Raw genomic sequence first — 18,942 nt, forward strand, 5'->3', positions numbered from 1 at the left:
ATTGATCGAAGGGAGCGGTGAAGCGATGACCGACCAGGTAGAGCCGGCAGGGGGCCCGGGAGCCAGTGGCCCCGGACCTGACGGGGCGGGATTCACCTACCGCGCGTCCGAGCAGGAGCTGATCGTCGTCGCACGGCCTCAGGCCCGGTTGCGGGCCGGGGCCGAGGGCGTCCGCTCGGCGGCGGGTTCCGACGTGTCGGCCCTGAACATGTTCCTCGGCGACGAACAGCTCGCCCTTGAACCGCTGTTCGGCAACGAGGAGCGGCTGCTCTCCGCGGCCGGGCGGCTCGGCGCACCGGACGGCGGTGACGACGACGTCCCCGACCTGGCGCTCTTCTACCGCGTACGCGGCGGCGAGAGCCGGGCCGAGGAACTGCGCTCGCGGCTCGCCGCGCTGCCGGGGATCGACACGGCGTACGTGAAGCCGGGTGCCGTACCGGCGTCGCTCGGCTCGACCGACAAGCCGCAGACCCCGCTCCAGCCCCGGTCGGGAGATTTCGGAGCGCCCGACGCCGGCGAGTCCGCGCGCCGCAAGGAAGGCGCCCCCGTCACGCCCGACTTCACCGGCCGCCAGGGCTATCTGCGCCCCGCGCCCGAAGGCGTCGACGCTCACTGGGCGTGGCAGCGGCTCGGCGGTTCGGGCGAGGGCATCACGGTGATCGACGTCGAGGGAGCCTGGCAACTGAGCCACGAGGACCTGGCGGGCAAGCTCGCCGGCGTGGTCATCGGGACGCCCGTCCAGGACGTGGCCTGGCGCAACCACGGCACGGCGGTGATCGGCGTGATCGGCGGCGACCGCAACCACGTGGGGATCACGGGCATCGCGCCCGAGGCGATGACCGCGACGGCCTCCTTCCAGCCCCTGGGCACCGCGGCGACGATCCACGCGGCGGCGGAGCGGCTCGGCCCCGGCGACCTCGTGCTGATCGAACTGCACCGCCCGGGGCCGCGGTTCGACTTCGGGCCGCGCGACGACCAGCGGGGCTACATCGCCCTGGAGTGGTGGCCGGACGACTACGCGGCGATCCGGTACGCCACCGCGAAGGGTGTCATCGTCGTGGGCGCGGCGGGCAACGGCGCCGAGTCCCTGGACGACGCGCTGTACGAGCGCAGGCCCGACGGGTTCCCCGCGTGGTGGCGCAACCCCTTCAACCCCTCCAACCGGCCCTCGGGCGCCGTCCTGGTCGGCGCGGGCGCGCCGCCGCCCGGCACTCACGGCCGCGATCACGGCCCCGACCGCTCACGCCTGGGGTTCTCCAACTACGGCGCCCGCGTGGACGCCCAGGGCTGGGGCCGTGAGACGACCACGACCGGCGGCTCCTGGAACCAGCCGGGCGATCTGCAGGGCGGCCCCGACGAGATCGCCTGGTACACGGACACGTTCTCCGGGACCTCGTCCGCCTCACCGGTCGTCGTCGGTGCCCTGGCCTGTCTGCAGGGCATGCTGAAGGCCGCGGGCCAGCAGCTGATGACCCCGGAGCGGGCGCGTGCGATGCTGCGCTCGACGGGCTCGCCGCAGCAGGACGCACCGGGCCGGCCGGCCTCGCAGCGGATCGGCAACCGCCCCGACATCAAGTCGGCGGTCACGAACCTGCTGCCGTCGGCGGTGGGCTCGGGCCGGGCCGAACGCTACTGGGACGAACTGATCCCGTATCCCCCCGAACTCCCGCCGCGCCTGCGGCTGTTCGTCGCCGGCGAGTGGCGCAACCTGAACGACCCGTCCCCGGACATCCGCCAGGCGGTGCGCGCCGCCTTCGCCGGAGGACACCCCGACGTACGCGTCTGGTTCTCGGACGACGAGGTCGTCGGCCTGGTCGTCACGGGCTGAAGCATCACAACCATTGAGGGAAGGTGGCACACGCATGAGCACCACCCCGCAGATGAGTCCCCTGCAGCAGCAAGGCCAGCAGCAACAGGGCCGGCAGGGCCCGAGCACCGCGCCGCCCCAGCAGTTCGGCCAGCAGCAGCAACAGCAGCCGTTCGGTCAACAGCCCTACGGCCAGCACCAGTCCGGCCAGCAGGGCATGCCCGGCATGCAGGGAACGCAGGGAATGCAGAGCCCCCAAGGGATGCAGAGCCCGCAGGGCATGCAGGGAATGCAGGAAATGCAGGAGATGCAGGGCATGCAGGGTGCGCAGCAGCAGGCACCGCCGCACCTCCAGCAGCAGCTCCAACAGCTCGGCCGGCAACAGCCCTACCAGCAGCTGCTCCAGCAGCTGGGCCAGGAGAACATCCCGCAGACGCAGGCGCCCGAGATCTCCACCCAGGCGGTCACGTCGAACGTCGCGACATCGTTCTGGGACGTCGTCCAGCCCCTCCCCGGCCAGGCTTCGGCCCTCTACCTGTGGGTCGACGACGCGTGGCGGGTGTTCATCAACCCCAACCCGCGGGCCCGCGAGGAGGTGCAGGTGGCGTTCGCGTTCGGCCAGCGGGTGTACGGCTACTACGACGCCGGCAACCCGACGTATCTGCTGGCCATCGTGGTCACGAAGTGACGGTCACCGCCGTCGCGTGAAACAGACCGCGGCGCCGGGCGGAGTCCTTCCCGCCCGGCGCCGCTCTCCGTGCCGGATGAACCCGGCGGTCGCCGAGTGACTACAGGGCCACGCCGAGCAGCGCGTCGACCGCGCGGGACACGACGCCGGGCGCGCCCTCCTCCGTGCCGCCCTCGGCCTCCTGGCGGGCGGCCCACGCGTCGACCGCGGCGAGCGCGGCCGGTGCGTCCAGGTCGTCGGCCAGTGCTTCGCGCATCTCCTCGACGAGGGCGTCGGCCGAGGGTCCGTCGGGACGCGAGACGGCGGCACGCCACCGGCCGAGGCGCTCCACGGCCTCGGTCAGGACCGAGTCGGTCCACTCCCAGTCGGCGCGGTAGTGGTGCGCGAGGAGTGCGAGGCGGATCGCGGCCGGGTCGGTCCCGTCCCGCCGCAGCTTCGACACGAAGACCAGGTTGCCCTTGGACTTGGACATCTTCGCGCCGTCCAGGGCCACCATGCCGGCGTGCACGTACGCCTTGGCGAAGGGGTACTCGCCGGTGAGCGCCTGGGCGTGCGAGGCACCCATCTCGTGGTGCGGGAAGGCGAGGTCGGAGCCGCCACCCTGCACGTCGAAGCCCATGCTCAGGTGGTCGAGGGCGATGGCCACGCACTCGATGTGCCAGCCGGGGCGGCCACGGCCGAGCGAGGCGCCGTCCCAGCTCGGCTCGCCCTCACGGGCCGCCATCCAGAGCATCGGGTCGAGCGGGTCCTTCTTGCCCGGGCGGTCCGGGTCGCCGCCGCGCTCGGCGGAGAGCAGCTTCATCGCGGCGGCGTCGAGTCCCGACACCTCGCCGAAGTGCGGGTCGGACTCGACCGAGAAGTAGACGTCGCCCTCCAGCTCGTAGGCGGCACCCATGTCCCGGAGCCGTTCGACGAGCGGCACGATGCCGGGTATCGCCTCGACGGCTCCGATGTAGTGCTGCGGCGGGAGCAGACGCAGGGCGGTCATGTCCTCGCGGAACAGAGCGGTCTCGCCTTCGGCGAGCTCGACCCAGTCCTTGCCGTCGCGGGTGGCGCGTTCCAGGAGCGGGTCGTCCACGTCGGTCACGTTTTGGACGTAATGAACCTGCCGCTTGGTGTCGAGCCACACGCGCTGCACGAGGTCGAACGCGTTGTAGGTCGCCGCGTGACCCATATGGGTGGCGTCGTACGGAGTGATGCCGCAGACGTAGATACGGGCGACGGGACCGGGGTCAAGGGTGACAAGACCGCCGGTCGCGGTGTCGTGGATCCGGAGGTCGCGGCCCTTGCCAGGAAGGGCGGGGACCTCAGAAGCGGGCCAGGCATGCATTCCATGAGCCTAACCGGACGGAGCGTCCGCATACGAGTGGGGGGCCTGGCGTGGGCGCCTTCTTCGGGCGTGGGCGCCTTGGGCGGGGCCACTGCACCACCGCTTCGCGGCGGATCTTTTCCCGCCCACCCACCCGATCACCCGGCAGCGAGCCGCAAGGCGAACAGGTGGACCGGTTCAGACCGGCGGCCACGGAATGGCCGGCCACTCCCCGCCGGGTACCGGGTGCTTCCCAGAGGCCAGCAGGGCGTCCACCCTCGCGCGGAGCGCGTCCACCTCCGCGCCAGTGATCAGCTTCCCCAGCCGGAGGGCCAGCGGCGCCTCGCCGACCAGCGCGTCCCGCAGGGACTCGAGCACCCCCACCGCCTCGGCGGAAAGCGGCTCTCCCGCCCACCCCCACAACAGCGTGCGCAGCTTGTCCTCGGCGTTGAAGGTGACCCCGTGGTCGATGCCGTACAGGCGCCCCGCGTCGGTCAGCAGATGCCCGCCCTTGCGGTCCGCGTTGTTGATCACGGCGTCGAGCACCGAGAGCCGCCGCAACCGCTCGTCGTCCTTGTGCACGAGAAGGGCCGTACGCCCCTCCCCCACGTCGGCGAAGCCGATGGCCTTCCAGCCCTCACCCGGTTCCGCGCCCTCGACGAGGGCCAGCAGCTCCCCGCCGTCCTCGGCGGACTCCGGGTCGGTGTCCGAGCCCTCGATCCACAGCTGGCACATGCCCTCGCCGTGCGGCCCGTCCCGCAGGACGGTCGGCGGGACCAGGCCCCACCCGGTCGCCTCGGAGACCTCGTACGCGGCCACCTCCCGCTGCGCGAGCGTCCCGTCGGGGAAATCCCACAGGGGACGCTCCCCGGCGACGGGCTTGTAGACACAGGCGGCTTCCCGGCCCTCGTACGAGATGGAGCAGTAGAGGACCGCGTTCGAGGCTTCACGGATGCGTCCGCGGACGGTCAGCTCGCCTTGGGCGAGCAGTTCCACGGTGTCGGCGCCGGAGGCCGGACTCACGCGCCCCGCCGGTATCCGTTCTGCCGCGGGCATACGTGTCCTTCCGGGTCGAGCGGGAGGCTGCACAGCGGGCACGGCGGCCGCCCCGCGTTCACGACGTCGAGGGCGCGCTTGGCGAACGCGCGCGCCTGCGCCCCGGTGAGCCGCACGCGCAGCATCGGCGGCCCGTTCTCCTCGTCCTGCAGAAGCCTTTCCTCGGCTTCCGCGAGATCCTCGTCGGACTCGGCGTCCAGCTCGACCAGAGCCTGCGCCTCGACGATCATCCGCTCCTCGTCGCCGTCCCAGGCGAGGGCCATCGTGCCGACGCGGAACTCCTCCTCGACGGGTGCGTCAAGGGGCGCGCTGTCACTGACCTCCGAGGGGGCCACCGCGGGCACGGGGGTGTTGCCGCCACTGCGGCGCACCACCTCGTCCAGCAGCTCTTCCATGCGTTCTGCGAGGGCGGCCACCTGCGTCTTCTCCAGGGCGACACTGGTCACCCGGACTCCCGCGGAGGCCTGGAGAAAGAAGGTACGCCGTCCGGGGAGTCCGACCGTTCCGGCCACGAAGCGTTCCGGCGGGTCGTAGAGGAACACCTGACGCGACACGTCCTGTCTCCATTGGGATCGACTGCGGTTGATCATTTGCGCTCGTTCGGCGCGACGACTGCACCCTACTGCGGGTGACGATCACGGTGCTCCCGCATCGCCTCCCACCGCCGCGTCGCTGCCCGACGGCTCCACGCGGGGCGCGAGCGACCCGAAGTCGCCGGTGTCCCCCAGGCGTACGAGGAAGGGGCGCAGGCGCGTGAAGCGGATGGCGGTGACGGAACAGGGCTCCACGGAGATGCGCTGGAAGAGGTCCAGGTGCAGGCCGATGGCGTCCGCGACAAGGGACTTGATGATGTCGCCGTGCGAGCACATCAGATAGACCGCGTCGGGGCCGTGATCGCGCTCCACGCGCGCGTTCCACTCGCGTACCGCCTCGGCCGCCCGCGTCTGCATGGCCCGCATGGACTCACCGCCCGGGAAGGCGGCGGCCGACGGATGCTGCTGTACGACCTCCATCAGCGGCTCGTCGGACAGCTCGGCCAGCTTGCGCCCCGACCAGTCGCCGTAGTGGCACTCCCCGATGCGGTCGTCGGTGTGCGCCCGCAGGTCCGGCCGGGCGGCGAGCAGCGGCGCGACGGTCTCCTGACAGCGCTGCAGCGGGCTCGCGACGACTTCGGCGAGCGGCAGGTCCGCGAGGCGCCCGGGCAGTGCGGCGGCCTGTGCGGCGCCGCGCTCGTCCAGGGCCACGCCGGGGGTCCACCCGGCGAGCAGGCCCGCGGTGTTGGCGGTGGATCGTCCGTGCCGGACGAGGATCAGCGTGGGCATGCGGGCCAGCCTAAGCCGACGCGGGGGTGCGCCCCGAGCGGAGGTTCGGAAGAATGCCCTCCGTGATCGTGGACTGCGCGATGTATCGGGACGGGCGCCGCACCGAGTGTGCGGCGGACTTCTCGGATGCCCTGGGCGAGGCACGTGCCGCGGGGGACGCCTTCGTCTGGGTCGGCCTGCACGAACCGACGGAGGAGGAGTTCGACGAGGTCAGCAGGGAGTTCGGGCTGCATCCGCTGGCGGTGGAGGATGCCTTGAAGGCGCATCAGCGGCCCAAGCTCGAGGTGTTCGACGACTCTCTTTTCGTGGTCCTGAAGCCGGTCGTGTACGAGCCGGACAGCGACGCCGTGTCGTCGGGCGAGGTCATGGTCTTCATCGGCGATGGCTTCGTGGTGACGGTCCGGCACGGCGAGGGCTCGCCCCTCGGTGCCGTACGCCATCGCATGGAGGCGGAGCCCGAGATGCTCAGGCACGGCACGACGTCCGTCCTGTACGCGGTCGCCGACGCCACGGTCGACCACTATCTGGAGGTCGCGGCCGAGCTGCAGACCGACCTGGAGGAACTGGAGGCGGAGGTCTTCTCGCCCGACAGCGGGGGCAGCCGCAACACGGCGTCCCGGATCTACCGCTTCAAGCGGCAGATCGTCGAGTTCCGCCGGGCGACGGGGCCGCTGGCGATGCCCATGATGCGGCTGTCCGGGTCGGGCCCCTTCGCGCCCAACGTGCCGTTCGTGAAGGACACGGCCCGGCCGTTCTTCCGTGACGTCAGCGACCATCTGACGCGCGTGAACGACTGGGTGGACAGCCTCGACCGGCTGGTGTCCGACATCCTCTCCGCGCACCTGGCGCAGATGAGCGTGCGGCAGAACGACGACATGCGGAAGATCTCGGCGTGGGCGGCCATGGCCGCGGTGCCGACGATGATCGCCGGCATCTACGGAATGAACTTCGATCACATGCCCGAGCTGCGCTGGCTGTGGTCCTATCCGGCGGTGATCCTGCTGATGGTCGGGATCGAGTTCTTCCTCTACCGGCTGTTCAAGCACCGCGGCTGGCTCTAGGCGCCGCGGTGCGTGCGGGTCAGGCGAAACCGGCGACCGATGTGGCGGGTCCGCCGAGGGCGTCGCGCCGCTCGGGCATCTTCAGGGACACCATCCGCCGCCAGCCGCCGAGCCGTTCGAAGGCGTAGAGGGCGTTGACGCCCGAGGCGAGCGCCGCCGACTTGGGCTTCGGCCAGCCCAGGATGCGTCCCATGTGGCCCATCACGGCGATGCTCACGTCGCGGTACACGCGGGTCTCGGCGCGGGCGCACTCGTGCAGGGTGTCCAGGATCGTCCGCCCGTGGCCGGCCGCCGCCAGGCCCAGCAGTTCCTCGTGGCAGTACGCCAGGTGGTTGTCCTCGTCGTGACAGATCATCCGGATGGCCTTGCCGACCTCGGGGTGGTCGCCGAAGTACGTGACCAGCATGTCCATCTGGTCGGCGGCCCGCTGTTCGGTGACGCGGCTGTGCGCGAGGTAGACGACGACGTCCCGCTCGGTCAGCGGTTCCTCGCGGCGCAGCTTGTCGTGCGCGAGGCCGATGCCCTTGCGCTCAAGAAGCATCGTGTAGTCGGTCTCGGGCGGGACCGGGACGGGTTCCAGGCCGCGCTTCTTCAGCAGGGCGTTGAAGATCCGTCCGTGCTTGTCCTCGTCGGCGCCGTGCCGGGTGACTTTATGGGTGAGGCCGCGGTAGCTCTCGGGGAGCAGCGCCGCGATGCGCCCGTTCTCCCAGCCGCCCTGCGTCTCTCCGCTGGCGGCGATGGAACAGAAGAGCTGGAACGACTCGTCGTTGTCGAGGATCTCCTCGAAGACACTCCTGGCCGACAGCATCAGTGGCACCTCCATGCCTCCGCGCGGACCTCCGCAAAGAACAAGTCAAATGCGGTGGCGCGGGCATGGCAACAGGTGTCACGTACAGCTCCGCCAAACGAAGGACAGTTGCCCCCGGGCGGAGCCGTAACCGACGGGCTCCATGGCGCGTTGTGCCCCGTGACGGCCGTGGCGGGGAAGACCCCCGAGCCCCCACCACGGCCGCAGAACTTTTCCCCCGGGTTACGCCAGGCCGGCGCGCTCAAGCGCCTGCGTACCCGCGCGCAGGGCCGCGATCCGCTCGTCCAGCGTGAAGCCGGCGGGCGCCAGCGTCAGCGTGGTGACCCCGGCGGCCGCGTAGGCCCGCATCCGGTCGGCGATGCGGTCCACGGAGCCGAGCAGCGTGGTCGAGTCGATCAGCTCACGCGGCACCGCGGCCGCCGCACCCTCCTTGTCGCCGGACAGGTACTTGTCCTGGATCTCGGCGGCTTCCTTCTCGTAGCCCATGCGCTGGGCGAGCTGGTTGTAGAAGTTCTGCTTGCGGCTGCCCATGCCGCCCACGTAGAGCGCGGTGTACGGGCGGAACATGTCCGCGAGGGCGCTGACGTCGTCGCCGATCGCGAGCGGCACCGTCGGGACGACGTCGAAGCCCTCCATCGTCCTGCCCGCCTTCTCGCGCCCGGCGCGCAGGTGGCGGATGGCGGTCTCCTCCAGGTGCTCGGCGGAGGGGAAGATCAGCAGGGCGCCGTCGGCGATCTCGCCGGTCTGCTCCAGGTTCTTGGGGCCGATGGCGGCGACGTACAGCGGGATGTGCTCGCGCTGCGGGTGGACGGTGAGCTTGATGGGCTTGCCCGGTCCGTCCGGCAGCGGGAGCGTCCAGTGCTCGCCCTCGTAGCTGAGGCGTTCACGCGTCATCGCCTTGCGGACGATCTCGACGTACTCGCGGGTGCGCGCCAGCGGCTTGTCGAACTTGACGCCGTACCAGCCCTCGGAGACCTGCGGTCCCGAGACGCCGAGGCCGAGGCGGAAGCGGCCGCCGGAGAGCGAGTCGAGCGTGGCGGCCGTCATGGCGGTCATCGCGGGCTGCCGGGCCGGGATCTGGAAGATCGCGGATCCGATGTCGATGCGTTCGGTCTGCGCGGCCACCCAGGAGAGCACCGTCGCGGCGTCCGAGCCGTAGGCCTCGGCGGCCCAGCAGACCGCGTAGCCGAGCTTGTCGGCCTCCTTGGCGACGGCGAGGTTGTCCGCGTCCATCCCCGCGCCCCAGTAGCCGAGGTTGATCCCGAGCTGCATGGCCGAATCCCCTTACTGAGCAGTAACGTCCCTGTGCCGGGGACTGTAGCGCGTGGGCGCGGGGCCCGTCAGCGGCGGGCGCGGGGGTGGCCGGGGGGTTCGCGGGTTTTCCACAGGCGCAGGTTTGTCCACAGCCCCTCACGCCGCTGGAGCACGGCCAGTAATCTCAGCGCCCATGGAGCAGAGGCATCTCGGCCGTACCGGCCTTCGCGTGTCCCGGATCGGACTCGGCACCCTCACCTGGGGCCATACCCAGGAGAGCGACGCCGCCGATCTGCTGAAGGTGTTCTGGGAAGCCGGTGGCAGCCTCGTCGACACGGCCGATGTGTACGGCGACGGGGAGGCGGAGTATCTGCTCGGCCGACTCATAGAACGGCTCGTTCCGCGCCGCGATCTGGTCATCGCGACCAAGGCGGGCAGCGTGCCGGACCCCGACCGCCGCTTCGACGGCTCCCGGGGCCACTTGCTCTCCGCGCTCGACGCCTCCCTGGCCCGCCTGGGGACGGACTACGTGGACCTGTGGCAGCTGCACGCCTTCGACCCCTGCACACCCCTGGACGAGACGCTCCAGGCCTTGGACATCGCCGTCAGCAGCGGCCGGGCACGCTATGCGGGCATCTCGAACTTCTCCGGCTGGCAGCTCGCCAAGGCGGCGACGTGGCAGCTCGCGGCCCCGGGCACACGGACCCGTCTCGCCGCCGCGCAGATGGAGTACTCCCTGCTGCAGCGCGGCGTCGAGCGGGAGCTGCTGCCCGCCGCGACGGACCTCGGCGTGGGCCTGCTGCCCTCGTCGCCGCTCGGCCGCGGCGTGCTCACCGGGAAGTACCGCCACTCCATCCCGGCCGACTCGCGCGGCGCCTCCGACCACCTCGCGCCGTTCGTCGCGCCCTACCTGGACGACGCCGCGGGCCGCATCGTCGACGCGCTCGCCACGGCCGCGGACGGCCTCGCGGCCACGCCCCTGCAGGTCGCCCTCGCGTGGGTGCGCGACCGCCCCGGAGTGACCGCGCCGATCGTCGGCGCGCGCAACGCGCAGCAGCTCACGGCCGCATTGTCAGTGGAGACCCTTAGTCTTCCTGACGAGATCTGCCGGGCGCTCGACGACGTGTCGGCGCCCGTGCACCGCTACCCCGATCACGACTGGAGCACGCTGTGAGTACGGAGCCGGAGACCGCTGCCGCGGAGGAAGCGGAGGCCGCTGCCCCGGAGGAGACCGAGGCACAGGCTCCGGAGGCGACCGGGGCACAGGCTCCGGAGGCCGCCGCCGACACAGCCGCCGCGGAGGGCGAAGCCGCCGCGGAGAGCAAGGAACTCTCCGAGACCGAGGCGGAGATCGCCGCCCAGCGGGAGCTCCAGGAGCGGATCGCCGAGCGGAAGGCCGCCAAGCAGGGGCCGGTCGACGCCGGAGCCAAGCTCAGCGGCAAGGCCGCCGACCTGCTGGCCGCCGTGCGCGCGGTGGAGAGCGGCGAGAAGCCGGTCGAGGGCGCCTTCAGCGAGCCCGCGCCCGCGCCCCGCAGGACCGCGCCGGAGCCCGTGCGGCGGACCCATCCCGTCGCGGCGGCCCCCTCGGGCCCCGGCGACGAGGCCGTGGAAGCGGTCCGTGCCGTCCTCGCCGACGGAGGGGCGCCCGCCGCCCTCGCGGCGCGGACGGCGGCGGTGCTCGGCGAGGGTGCGGATGACCAACTGCGCGCGGATCCCTGGCAGTTGCTGCGGGTCAGCGGCGTGCGCACGGAGCAGGCCGACGGGTTCGCGCGTGCGCTGCTCGGCGCGGAGTGCGGGCCCGACGACGAGCGCAGGGGACGCGCGATCACCGCCTGGCTTTTGGAGCAGGCGGCCGTCGCCGGGCACACGGCCCTGGACGCGGCGGCGCTCACCGCGGCGCTCGGTCAGCGCGCCGTGCCCGATCCGGACGCGGCGGTGCAGAGCGCCATCGCGGAGGGCGACATCCTGGTCTTCCAGGACGCCGTCGAGACACCAGGAGCGCCGGCCCCCGCGCGGGAGGAAGCCGACGGAGAGGCCGAGGAGACCGAGCAGCCGGTCCGCGTCCTGGTCGGCCTCGAGCAGTACGCCCTCGCCGAGGAGAGCCTCGCCGACGGCCTCGCGCGCGTGATCAACTCCCTCTCCAAGGAAGAGGGTTCGGGCCCCGAGGCCGCCGACTGGGAGTCCGCGGCAGGCGAGGCGTCGGGTTCCACCGCCGAGCTGATCCGGGCGGTGGCCGGTCACGGTCTCGTCCTGCACACCGGCGGCGAGGCGGCACGCGCCGAGCCCGCCGCGGTGCTGAGGGCCGCCGCGGGCCTCGGCCTGCGCGCCTGGGCGGCCACGCACAGCTCCGCGGGCCGCCGTCGCGTCGCCGGACTCGCGGGAGCGGACGGGACGGGCCAGGCCGAGGCGGGCCCGCAGGAGAGCGGCACCGCGACCGTGGCCGGGCTGCTCACGGGAGCGGAGGGCCCGGGGCGCGACAGGGACGGCGCGCTGGCCCTCGACCTCCTGGTGGTCCTTGACGCGCCGCAGCTGGACGTGGAGACCGCCGCGATGCTGGTGGAGTCCCTGCCGGACGGCGCACGGCTGGTGCTGAGCGGCGACCCTGGGGTGCTCTGGTCGGCGGGCCCGGGCCGGGTCTTCGCGGACCTCCTCGCGGCGCGCTGCTGCCCGCAGGTCGTCTCACGCGTCCCGGACCCGGGACCCATCGGGGAGCTGGTGTCCGGCATCGGCATCGGCGAGCTGAACCAAGTCGAGGCGCCGGGCAAGGAAGTCGTGATCGTCCCGGTGCGCGACGCGGGCGAGGCGGTCCACCGCACGGTCCAGCTCGTGGCGGACTCGGTGCCGCGGGCGATCGGGGTGCCCACGGAGGACACCCAGGTGATCACTCCCGGGCACGGTGGGGCCGCCGGCACGCGTGCGCTGAACACCGCGCTCAAGGAGCGGCTGAACCCCGGCCCCGGCAAGTTCGCCGGGTTCGACCCCGGCGACCGCGTCGCCCACGTCCCGGCGCCCGGCCGCACGACCCTCGGCCGGGTCCTGCGGGCCGACGCGGAGGGGCTGCACCTGGAGTGCGACGGCGCCCCCGTCGTCGTGGCGAAGGAGCAGGTGGAGCAGACGGTGCGGCACGCCTGGGCCCTCACCGCGCACCAGGCCGTGGGCCTGAGCTGGCCCGCGGCGGTCGTGGTGCTGCCCGGTGACGCGACCGCGGCCTTGAGCAGGCCCTGGGTCTACACCGCGTTCAGTCGCGGTGAGCGTCACCTGTCGGTGGTCCAGGGCGCCGAGCAGGCACTGCCGCGCGCGGTGGCGGAGATCCCCGCCAAGGCCCGCACGACACGCCTCCAGACGCTCCTGCGCCCCCAGGTACCCGCCGCGCCCGCCGCGCCCGCCGCGTCCTGAGGCGAGAGCCCTTCCCTCGCCCGCGGGTGCCGGTGACCGCCGGGACCACCGGCACCCGCGGGCGCGAGGGTCAGCGATCCGCGTCCAGGGGGCTCCTGTCGTCGTCGACGTCCACATCGTCCACTTCATCGACCCCGTCGAGTTCCTCGAGCGCCGCCACGGCGTCGACCTCGATCCCGTCGTCGTCCGGCTCGTCGTCGAAGACCGCGCTGACGTCGAACCGGCAGAGAACCCGGTGCGGATCCGCCTGGTCGAAGGGGGTGTCGAGCCACTCCCCCGGCTCGGGGGGCTCATCCGCCGCGGTGACCCAGAGCGTGGAATCGCCCTCCTCCAGGCCGAACTCCTTGTGCCGGGAGGCGATTTCGTCCGGTTCGAACTCACCGAAGAGAACGCCGAGCGCGGCATGCACACTGCTGCCGGCCGCCGTGGCCGCTGGGCTCTCGCCCGACGTGCCCTCGTCGAGGTCCGCGATCCGCTGGGCCTGCGCGAGGAGCCGCTGCGGCTCCGCCACGGCGTAGTCCCTGCGGATCAGCACGCTGAGCGCGTTCGCCTCCTCCGGGCCCTGGTACGGCGGCAGCACTCCGCTGTCCGAACCGGGGATCTCGAAGGGGGTGACCTCGTCATGGCGGTCGTAGAGAAGCTCGTCGTACTCCTCGGCCGCGGCGGCCAGCTCGTTGAACGCTTCGTAGACGGCCGGGTCGTCCTCACCCGACCTGCGTTCGACCGCGGCAAGGTGACGGTCGAGCGCGGTCTTGACCGCCTCGGCGGCGGCGCGTACCTCGGCAGCGGTGGGCTGCGCAGCATCAGACATAGTGCAGACGCTATCCGTACCGGGCCTGTACTTGCACAATAGATGCGATGCCGGAATACGAATTTGTCGACGTGTATGTGCCGCGCGGGGTCACCCGCAAGGAAGCGACGCGCCTGCTGACGGACCACGCGGAGTACGGGCACTGGGAGTTGGACCGCCTGAGCCTGCGTACGGACGGGAGCCGCAGGGTGCGGCTGAAGCGGCGGATCATCCGCCAGCTGCGGGCCACCTGGTGAGGTGAGCCAACGAGCGGGGAGGGTGCCCCGACCAGGCGGGACACCCTCCGTGCTGCGTACCCGCGCAAGGGGCGACGCGCGCCCTGATCAGGCGTTCGACCGCGTCCTGCGGTACAGCACCGTGCCCGCGAGCAGCATGCCCGCACCCACCGGAAGGACGACGCCGACCGGCAGCTCGCTGCCCGTCTGTGCCAGCGTCTCCGAGCCCTTGGGCTGCGCGATGGTCTGCGCCCCCGGCTGATTCGGCATCGCCCGGTCGTCCACCGGCTTCTCACCCGGCGCACCGGGGTCCCCCGGCTCTTCCTGCCCGCCCGGATTCTCCGGCGTCCCCGGCTTCCCCGGTGTCTGGGGCTTCTCCTCCGAGCCGCCCGGCGGCTGCTCCGGCTTCGTGGGCGGCTTCCCGCTGCCCGGCGGGGTTCCCTCGCCCGCGTCGTTGGCGCAGTCGTTGCCGCCGGTCGCGTTGCCGAGGCCGCCGATGGTGACGCTGTTGCCGCAGACGTTCACCGGCACGTCGACCGGCAGTTGGATGTCGTTGCCCGAGGCCACGCCGGGCGAGTCACTGGAGTGCCCGTCCGCCGAGGACCCGCCGCCCGAGGGCTTGCCGTGGCCGCTGCCACCCTCGTCGGAGGTGTTGACGCAGTTGTTGCCCGCCGCGGGGTTGAGCACCCCGACGACGTTGACGCTGTTGCCGCAGACGTTCAGCGGCACGTTGACCGGGAGCTGGACCGAGTTGCCGGACGCGACGCCCGGAGAATCCGAAGCTCCCCCGCGGGCGCCCGAGTCGGCTTGCGCGTATCCACCGCTGATGGCGAGCACGCCCGTCGCGGCCGCCACCGTGATCAGGCCTTTACGAGTGACCTGTCGCATAGGTTTTCCCTGCCTTATGACCTTCAGGAATGCGTACGCGCCTCGGGGCGCGCACACCGAATGCCGGAAGGCCCCGGAGTGCGTGGCTCGCACTCCGAGGCCGACAGACTCAGACCCTCATGGGGTGAGGCACTGCAGCGTCACTTGTTGACGCAGGCGTTGCCGAAGGCGGGGTTCAGGAGCCCGATCACGGAGACCGTGTTGCCACAGACGTTCACCGGAACGTGAATGGGCGCCTGGACGACGTTGCCCGAGAGCACACCGGGGGACTTCACGGCGGCACCCTGGGCGCCGGCGTCGGCAGCAGCGATACCCGCACCAGCGAGCACGAGACCACCAGTGGCAGCCGCAGCAGCGACGATCTTCTTCAGCATTATTCCTCCTTGTTGGCAATGCGATCCCAGCCGCGGACCGCACCACCTGTAACGAGCAGGAGGTAATGGGGCTACGAGCCTATGGCCCCTTTCACTCTTTTCAGTCAAGTACGCACGCGCTGACGATTATTGGAGTGTCGTTCCGGCGTGCGCCCGTCGTCCTCCGGGGGCGCGTGAACCGGCGTTCAGGACGCGTCGATGAACCGGTCGAGCACGCGCACGCCGAACTTCAGGCCATCCACCGGAACCCGCTCGTCCACACCGTGGAACATGCCCGCGAAGTCCAGCTCCGGCGGCAGCTTCAGCGGCGCGAAGCCGAAGCCGCGGATGCCGAGGTCGTCGAAGGACTTGGCGTCGGTGCCCGCGGAGAGCATGTACGGCACGGCGCGGGCGATCGGGTCCTCGGCCTGGAGCGCCGTCTGCATGGCGTCGACGAGCGCGCCGTCGAAGGTGGTCTCCAGGGCCTTGTCCGCGTGCACGTCCGTGCGCTTGACGTGCGGGCCGAGCAGCCGGTCGAGGTCGGCGAGGAATTCCTCCTCGTACCCCGGCAGGAAGCGGCCGTCGACGTGCGCGGTCGCCTGCCCGGGAATGACGTTGACCTTGTAGCCAGCGCCCAGCTGGGTGGGGTTGGCGGTGTTCTTGAGCGAGGCGCCGATGAGCTTGGCGATGCCGCCGAGCTTGGCGAGCGTCTCGTCCATGTTCTCGGGGTCGAGCTCGGTGCCGAGCGCGTCGCCGAGCTCGTCCAGGAAGTGCCGCAGCGTCTTGGTCACCCGCACCGGGAACTTGTGCCGCCCCAACCGGCCCACGGCCTCGGACAGTTCGGTGATGGCGTTGTCCTTGTGGATCATCGAACCGTGGCCCGCGGTGCCGTCCACGGTCAGCTTCATCCAGTGCATGCCCTTCTGGGCCGTCTCGATGAGGTAGAGCCGCAGGTCCTCGTTGACCTGGTAGGAGAAGCCGCCGACCTCGCTGATGGCCTCCGTGACGCCCTCGAAGAGCTCCGGGTGGTTGTCGACGAGGTAGCGCGCGCCGTACGTGCCGCCGGCCTCCTCGTCGGCCATGAACGAGACCACGATGTCGCGCGGGGGCTTGCGCCCGGTGCGCATGCGTTCCCGGACGACCGCGAGGGTCATCGCGTCCATGTCCTTCATGTCGACGGCGCCGCGGCCCCACACGCAGCCGTCCGCGATCTCCCCGGAGAAGGGGTGGTGCTGCCAGTCCTGCGCGTTGGCCGGTACGACGTCGGTGTGGCCGTGGATGAGCAGCGCGGGCCGGGAGCGGTCCTCGCCCTCGATGCGGGCCACGGTGGAGGCGCGGCCGGGGTGCGACTCGAAGATCTGCGGCTCCAGACCCACCTCGGCGAGCTTCTCCGCGACGTACTCGGCGGCCTTGCGCTCGCCCGGGCCCGAGTGGTCGCCGTAGTTGCTCGTGTCGATGCGGATGAGATCGCGGCAGAGGTCGACGACCTCGTCCTCACCGGTGACGGTCCGCGACCGGTCCGCGTCGCCCGCCCTGTCGGCCCTGCTCGGCTCGCTCACGATGGTTCCTCCCGCTATCGCTGCTGGTGGTCCCCCTCATCCTCCCGCGTTCCCCCTCCGACACCCAAGACCGGGCACCCGCCGTCATGCGCCGTTCACGCACCTGACCTGTGTGATCGGAGGCCCCCGAATGTTTGCTATGGTTTTCCACGTCGCCGCGGGAAACCGCGAGAGACCACCGGTCCGGGTGGCGGAATGGCAGACGCGCTAGCTTGAGGTGCTAGTGCCCTTTATCGGGCGTGGGGGTTCAAGTCCCCCCTCGGACACAGAGGTTGACCACGAAAGCGCTGGTCGGGAGCGATCCCGACCAGCGCTTTCGCGTTGCCCGTGACATGGGGCGCTTCCCCCTGTACGCCTGCGGGAGAGGCGCCGTGCCGGATTGATCACCGGCAGCGGGAGTCGGGGTCCTCGGCCGGCTCCGTCCTGCCCGTCACGGTGAGCGGCCCCGCGGGGACACAGTGCGTGTTGTCCTCGGGCACACCGGTGTGCTCCACGCCCTCGTCGTCGCGGTAGTGCCACGCGAACGGCACACCTCGTGCCGTCATCACATCGGGGCCGTCCATGAGCTGGAAGTGCAGATGGGGCTCGGAGGAGTTGCCGGAGTTGCCGCATTCGGCCATCTCCTCGCCGGCCGTCACCCGGTCCCCCACGGCCACGCGCAGCGAGCCGCGCCGCAGGTGCGCGAAGGCCGCGTACACGCCGTCGCCGAGGTCCAGGATGATGTGGTTCCCCATGAGGTGGCTCGGCCAGCCGAGACTGCGGACGAAGCCCTCCAGGTAGAGGAAGAGGAAGGCGGGCAGCGACATGCGCGACAGATGGTCCCGCTGGCGCCGTCCGGTCGCGACGACGACTCCGTCGGCGGGGGCGAGCACGGGCATGCCGTAGGTGGGATAGAGGCGGGGGCGCCGGGCGAGCGGCCAGAGCCAGCGGAAGGGCGGAGCCTGCGGCGGGACTCCGTCGCCGGTCGCTTCGGGGACGTGCTTCAGGTCGATGGCGTAGGTCTGCGCATGGCTGTGGGTGTGGCTGGGAACCTTCGTGGCCGGACCGTTGAGTGCCATCCAGCGCCCGGCGACAGGGGCGCCGAGCACCACCGGCTCGCGGTCCTGGGGCGGGCGCTGGGCACGTATCAGGGTCACGCGCATGGTCTGACCGACGATCAGCAGCGCCACCCCGGTGAACCAGAGCGGGCCGAGCCCTTGACCGTTCACCACGACGCACAAGGCACCGGCGGCGAACACCAGGCCATAGCGCTTCCACAGCATCACGAGCATGTGCACCTCTTCGCAGGCGTGTCAGGTCGGGCGGCGCCCGCATCCTGTCATGGTGGAGTGGCAGGTTCCGGCGGGGATCGGCTTTCGGTCAGGCTCCGACGGTGGCCAACTGCCGGCTGGCGAGGCGCCGGTAGGTGGCGTCCTCCGCCATCAGCCGGGTCGGTCAGTTCCTTTCCCTGCCCACGGTCCCGCCGGCAGAGGAGCGAGCCCACCTGGTCCGCGTCGCCACCGCGCTCCGGCGCCCCCGGCAGGGGGCCGTCAGCCCGGTCCGTCGGGCGGCAGGGCGCGCCGTAGCAGCCGCTCATGGACGAGGCGGCCCACCAGCGCCCCGCCGTACACGACGAAGCCCACCCCCACCAGCCAGGACTGCAGGATCAGGACGGTGCCGAACGGGCCGTACGTCACCGCGTTCGACGCGATCAGGGGGGAGAAGACGAACTGCGAGAATACGCGCAGCCCGAGCAGCCCGAAGGCGGTCACGGCGGCCCCGGGGGCCAGGGCCCGCCAGCGGATCCGGCCGCAGAGCAGCAGGCGCTGTGACCACCAGAAGAAGAGGAACACGCCGATGGTGTCGCCCACGGTGACGAGAGCGGTCTCGGCGGCCGACGACTCCTTCGGGGCGGGCAGGGTGACGAAGAGCAGCAGGAAGAAGACAAGGACGGCCAGCCAGACGACGTGCCGCCACATGGTGTGCCAGCGCGCCGACGGCAGGCCCCACGCACGTTCGTAGCCGGTCTGCACGGCGGATCCGAAGGTCACGCCGAACGCGGCAAGCGCGGCGAGACCGAGTGCCGTGGTCCGTTGCAACGCCCGCCCCGGCACGCCGAAGAGCTGCTCGATCTCCTCCTCCGGCACCTCGGACACCCCGAGACCCTGCACCAGCCACCGGGCGAACCCTTCTCCCCTCGCGAGATCGGCCGCGGCGACCACGACGAGCAGCGGCACGAGAGTCAGGAAGCTCAGCGCCGCGAAGCCCATCGCACGGTGCATCAGCTCCATCTCCCGTCCCCGGTTCCAGGCGAGCCCGGCGAACGACGAGGACGCGAACAGACGGCGGTGCGGTCGCAGGGGTCGACGTCCGTCATCCGGCGGCGTATCGGGTGCAGAGGGCATGTCGGATCGAATACCCGCAATCACCACGAAA

18 protein-coding genes and 1 tRNA gene are annotated in these 18,942 nt (G+C 71.6%); 7 read left to right on the top strand and 12 right to left on the bottom strand.

What is annotated here, in order from left to right; genetic code table 11:
- Positions 1-25: 25 nt before the first annotated feature.
- The gene (locus ACWGIH_RS15455; RefSeq protein ID WP_453445004.1) at positions 26-1,828 is read left to right on the top strand and encodes a S8 family peptidase; all 1,803 of its coding nucleotides are present in this window, start codon (positions 26-28) and stop codon (positions 1,826-1,828) included.
- A gap of 34 nt (positions 1,829-1,862) precedes the next feature.
- Positions 1,863-2,495 carry a hypothetical protein gene (locus ACWGIH_RS15460; RefSeq protein ID WP_453445005.1) on the top strand — a complete coding sequence of 211 codons (633 nt, stop codon included), beginning with the start codon at positions 1,863-1,865 and terminating at the stop codon, positions 2,493-2,495.
- 100 nt (positions 2,496-2,595) lie between these two features.
- On the opposite strand, the gene mshC is transcribed toward ACWGIH_RS15460, so the two are convergent.
- From mshC to ACWGIH_RS15480, 4 genes are all read right to left on the bottom strand, one after another.
- Entirely contained in the window at positions 2,596-3,825 is a 1,230-nt protein-coding gene (gene mshC, locus ACWGIH_RS15465; protein ID WP_453445006.1) for a cysteine--1-D-myo-inosityl 2-amino-2-deoxy-alpha-D-glucopyranoside ligase, read from the bottom strand.
- A gap of 177 nt (positions 3,826-4,002) precedes the next feature.
- The gene (locus tag ACWGIH_RS15470) at positions 4,003-4,860 is read right to left on the bottom strand and encodes an SCO1664 family protein (RefSeq protein ID WP_453445008.1); all 858 of its coding nucleotides are present in this window, start codon (positions 4,858-4,860) and stop codon (positions 4,003-4,005) included.
- Entirely contained in the window at positions 4,824-5,414 is a 591-nt protein-coding gene (locus ACWGIH_RS15475; protein ID WP_453445009.1) for a DUF3090 domain-containing protein, read from the bottom strand. Before ACWGIH_RS15475 ends, ACWGIH_RS15470 begins: the two co-directional genes overlap by 37 nt.
- Before the next feature lie 81 nt (positions 5,415-5,495).
- Positions 5,496-6,182, bottom strand: coding sequence for a histidine phosphatase family protein (locus ACWGIH_RS15480; RefSeq protein WP_453445011.1), 687 nt, complete (start codon positions 6,180-6,182; stop codon positions 5,496-5,498).
- Positions 6,183-6,244: 62 nt separating this feature from the next.
- On the opposite strand from ACWGIH_RS15480, the gene corA reads away from it, so the two are divergent.
- The gene (gene corA / locus ACWGIH_RS15485) at positions 6,245-7,243 is read left to right on the top strand and encodes a magnesium/cobalt transporter CorA (RefSeq protein ID WP_453445212.1); all 999 of its coding nucleotides are present in this window, start codon (positions 6,245-6,247) and stop codon (positions 7,241-7,243) included.
- Positions 7,244-7,262: 19 nt separating this feature from the next.
- On the opposite strand, the gene ACWGIH_RS15490 is transcribed toward corA, so the two are convergent.
- Together ACWGIH_RS15490 and ACWGIH_RS15495 are read right to left on the bottom strand one after the other, a co-directional pair.
- On the bottom strand, positions 7,263-8,051 hold the full coding sequence (locus ACWGIH_RS15490; protein WP_453445213.1) for a ferritin-like domain-containing protein: 789 nt from the start codon (positions 8,049-8,051) through the stop codon (positions 7,263-7,265).
- 222 nt (positions 8,052-8,273) lie between these two features.
- A complete protein-coding gene (locus ACWGIH_RS15495; RefSeq protein WP_453445012.1) occupies positions 8,274-9,323 on the bottom strand; it encodes an LLM class F420-dependent oxidoreductase in 1,050 nt (349 codons plus the stop codon).
- A 175-nt stretch (positions 9,324-9,498) separates the two neighbouring features.
- Between ACWGIH_RS15495 and ACWGIH_RS15500 the strand changes: the two genes are divergently transcribed.
- Both ACWGIH_RS15500 and ACWGIH_RS15505 read left to right on the top strand, forming a co-directional pair.
- On the top strand, positions 9,499-10,479 hold the full coding sequence (locus ACWGIH_RS15500) for an aldo/keto reductase (RefSeq protein WP_453445014.1): 981 nt from the start codon (positions 9,499-9,501) through the stop codon (positions 10,477-10,479).
- Positions 10,476-12,701 (top strand): helix-hairpin-helix domain-containing protein, encoded by a 2,226-nt coding sequence (locus ACWGIH_RS15505; protein ID WP_453445016.1) that lies wholly within the window; start codon positions 10,476-10,478, stop codon positions 12,699-12,701. The genes ACWGIH_RS15500 and ACWGIH_RS15505 overlap by 4 nt, the downstream gene beginning before the upstream one ends.
- A gap of 70 nt (positions 12,702-12,771) precedes the next feature.
- Here ACWGIH_RS15505 and ACWGIH_RS15510 read toward each other — a convergent pair whose 3' ends face one another.
- Positions 12,772-13,512 carry a hypothetical protein gene (locus tag ACWGIH_RS15510; protein ID WP_453445018.1) on the bottom strand — a complete coding sequence of 247 codons (741 nt, stop codon included), beginning with the start codon at positions 13,510-13,512 and terminating at the stop codon, positions 12,772-12,774.
- Positions 13,513-13,559: 47 nt separating this feature from the next.
- Between ACWGIH_RS15510 and ACWGIH_RS15515 the strand changes: the two genes are divergently transcribed.
- Positions 13,560-13,748 (top strand): DUF5703 family protein, encoded by a 189-nt coding sequence (locus ACWGIH_RS15515; RefSeq protein ID WP_363210842.1) that lies wholly within the window; start codon positions 13,560-13,562, stop codon positions 13,746-13,748.
- A gap of 87 nt (positions 13,749-13,835) precedes the next feature.
- On the opposite strand, the gene ACWGIH_RS15520 is transcribed toward ACWGIH_RS15515, so the two are convergent.
- The 3 genes from ACWGIH_RS15520 to ACWGIH_RS15530 form a co-directional block, all read right to left on the bottom strand.
- Positions 13,836-14,615, bottom strand: a complete 780-nt coding sequence (locus tag ACWGIH_RS15520) for a chaplin family protein (RefSeq protein ID WP_453445020.1) — start codon at positions 14,613-14,615, stop codon at positions 13,836-13,838.
- Between the two features lie 140 nt (positions 14,616-14,755).
- Positions 14,756-14,989, bottom strand: a complete 234-nt coding sequence (gene chpH / locus ACWGIH_RS15525; protein ID WP_453445022.1) for a chaplin ChpH — start codon at positions 14,987-14,989, stop codon at positions 14,756-14,758.
- Between the two features lie 185 nt (positions 14,990-15,174).
- Entirely contained in the window at positions 15,175-16,527 is a 1,353-nt protein-coding gene (locus tag ACWGIH_RS15530; protein ID WP_453445023.1) for a M20/M25/M40 family metallo-hydrolase, read from the bottom strand.
- A 181-nt stretch (positions 16,528-16,708) separates the two neighbouring features.
- Here ACWGIH_RS15530 and ACWGIH_RS15535 point away from each other — a divergent pair.
- Positions 16,709-16,793 (top strand) — tRNA-Leu (locus tag ACWGIH_RS15535).
- 117 nt (positions 16,794-16,910) lie between these two features.
- Here ACWGIH_RS15535 and ACWGIH_RS15540 read toward each other — a convergent pair.
- Entirely contained in the window at positions 16,911-17,798 is an 888-nt protein-coding gene (locus ACWGIH_RS15540) for a M23 family metallopeptidase (protein ID WP_453445025.1), read from the bottom strand.
- A gap of 258 nt (positions 17,799-18,056) precedes the next feature.
- Positions 18,057-18,911: a YhjD/YihY/BrkB family envelope integrity protein gene (locus ACWGIH_RS15545; protein WP_453445026.1), complete on the bottom strand. Its 855-nt coding sequence runs from the start codon at positions 18,909-18,911 to the stop codon at positions 18,057-18,059.
- Between the last annotated feature and the right edge of the window lie 31 nt (positions 18,912-18,942).

The organism is Streptomyces sp. NPDC054872, assembly GCF_053610705.1.

Excerpts from the sequence above, each read along its gene's own strand:
- chpH (WP_453445022.1), bottom strand. The coding sequence starts at position 14,989 with ATGCTGAAGAAGATCGTCGCTGCTGCGGCTGCCACTGGTGGTCTCGTG.
- ACWGIH_RS15480 (WP_453445011.1), bottom strand. The coding sequence starts at position 6,182 with ATGCCCACGCTGATCCTCGTCCGGCACGGACGATCCACCGCCAACACC.
- ACWGIH_RS15510 (WP_453445018.1), bottom strand. The coding sequence starts at position 13,512 with ATGTCTGATGCTGCGCAGCCCACCGCTGCCGAGGTACGCGCCGCCGCC.
- mshC (WP_453445006.1), bottom strand. The coding sequence starts at position 3,825 with ATGCATGCCTGGCCCGCTTCTGAGGTCCCCGCCCTTCCTGGCAAGGGC.
- ACWGIH_RS15500 (WP_453445014.1), top strand. The coding sequence starts at position 9,499 with ATGGAGCAGAGGCATCTCGGCCGTACCGGCCTTCGCGTGTCCCGGATC.
- ACWGIH_RS15515 (WP_363210842.1), top strand. The coding sequence starts at position 13,560 with ATGCCGGAATACGAATTTGTCGACGTGTATGTGCCGCGCGGGGTCACC.
- ACWGIH_RS15460 (WP_453445005.1), top strand. The coding sequence starts at position 1,863 with ATGAGCACCACCCCGCAGATGAGTCCCCTGCAGCAGCAAGGCCAGCAG.
- ACWGIH_RS15455 (WP_453445004.1), top strand. The coding sequence starts at position 26 with ATGACCGACCAGGTAGAGCCGGCAGGGGGCCCGGGAGCCAGTGGCCCC.
- ACWGIH_RS15540 (WP_453445025.1), bottom strand. The coding sequence starts at position 17,798 with ATGCTCGTGATGCTGTGGAAGCGCTATGGCCTGGTGTTCGCCGCCGGT.
- ACWGIH_RS15470 (WP_453445008.1), bottom strand. The coding sequence starts at position 4,860 with ATGCCCGCGGCAGAACGGATACCGGCGGGGCGCGTGAGTCCGGCCTCC.
- ACWGIH_RS15495 (WP_453445012.1), bottom strand. The coding sequence starts at position 9,323 with ATGCAGCTCGGGATCAACCTCGGCTACTGGGGCGCGGGGATGGACGCG.
- ACWGIH_RS15545 (WP_453445026.1), bottom strand. The coding sequence starts at position 18,911 with ATGCCCTCTGCACCCGATACGCCGCCGGATGACGGACGTCGACCCCTG.
- ACWGIH_RS15490 (WP_453445213.1), bottom strand. The coding sequence starts at position 8,051 with ATGCTGTCGGCCAGGAGTGTCTTCGAGGAGATCCTCGACAACGACGAG.
- ACWGIH_RS15520 (WP_453445020.1), bottom strand. The coding sequence starts at position 14,615 with ATGCGACAGGTCACTCGTAAAGGCCTGATCACGGTGGCGGCCGCGACG.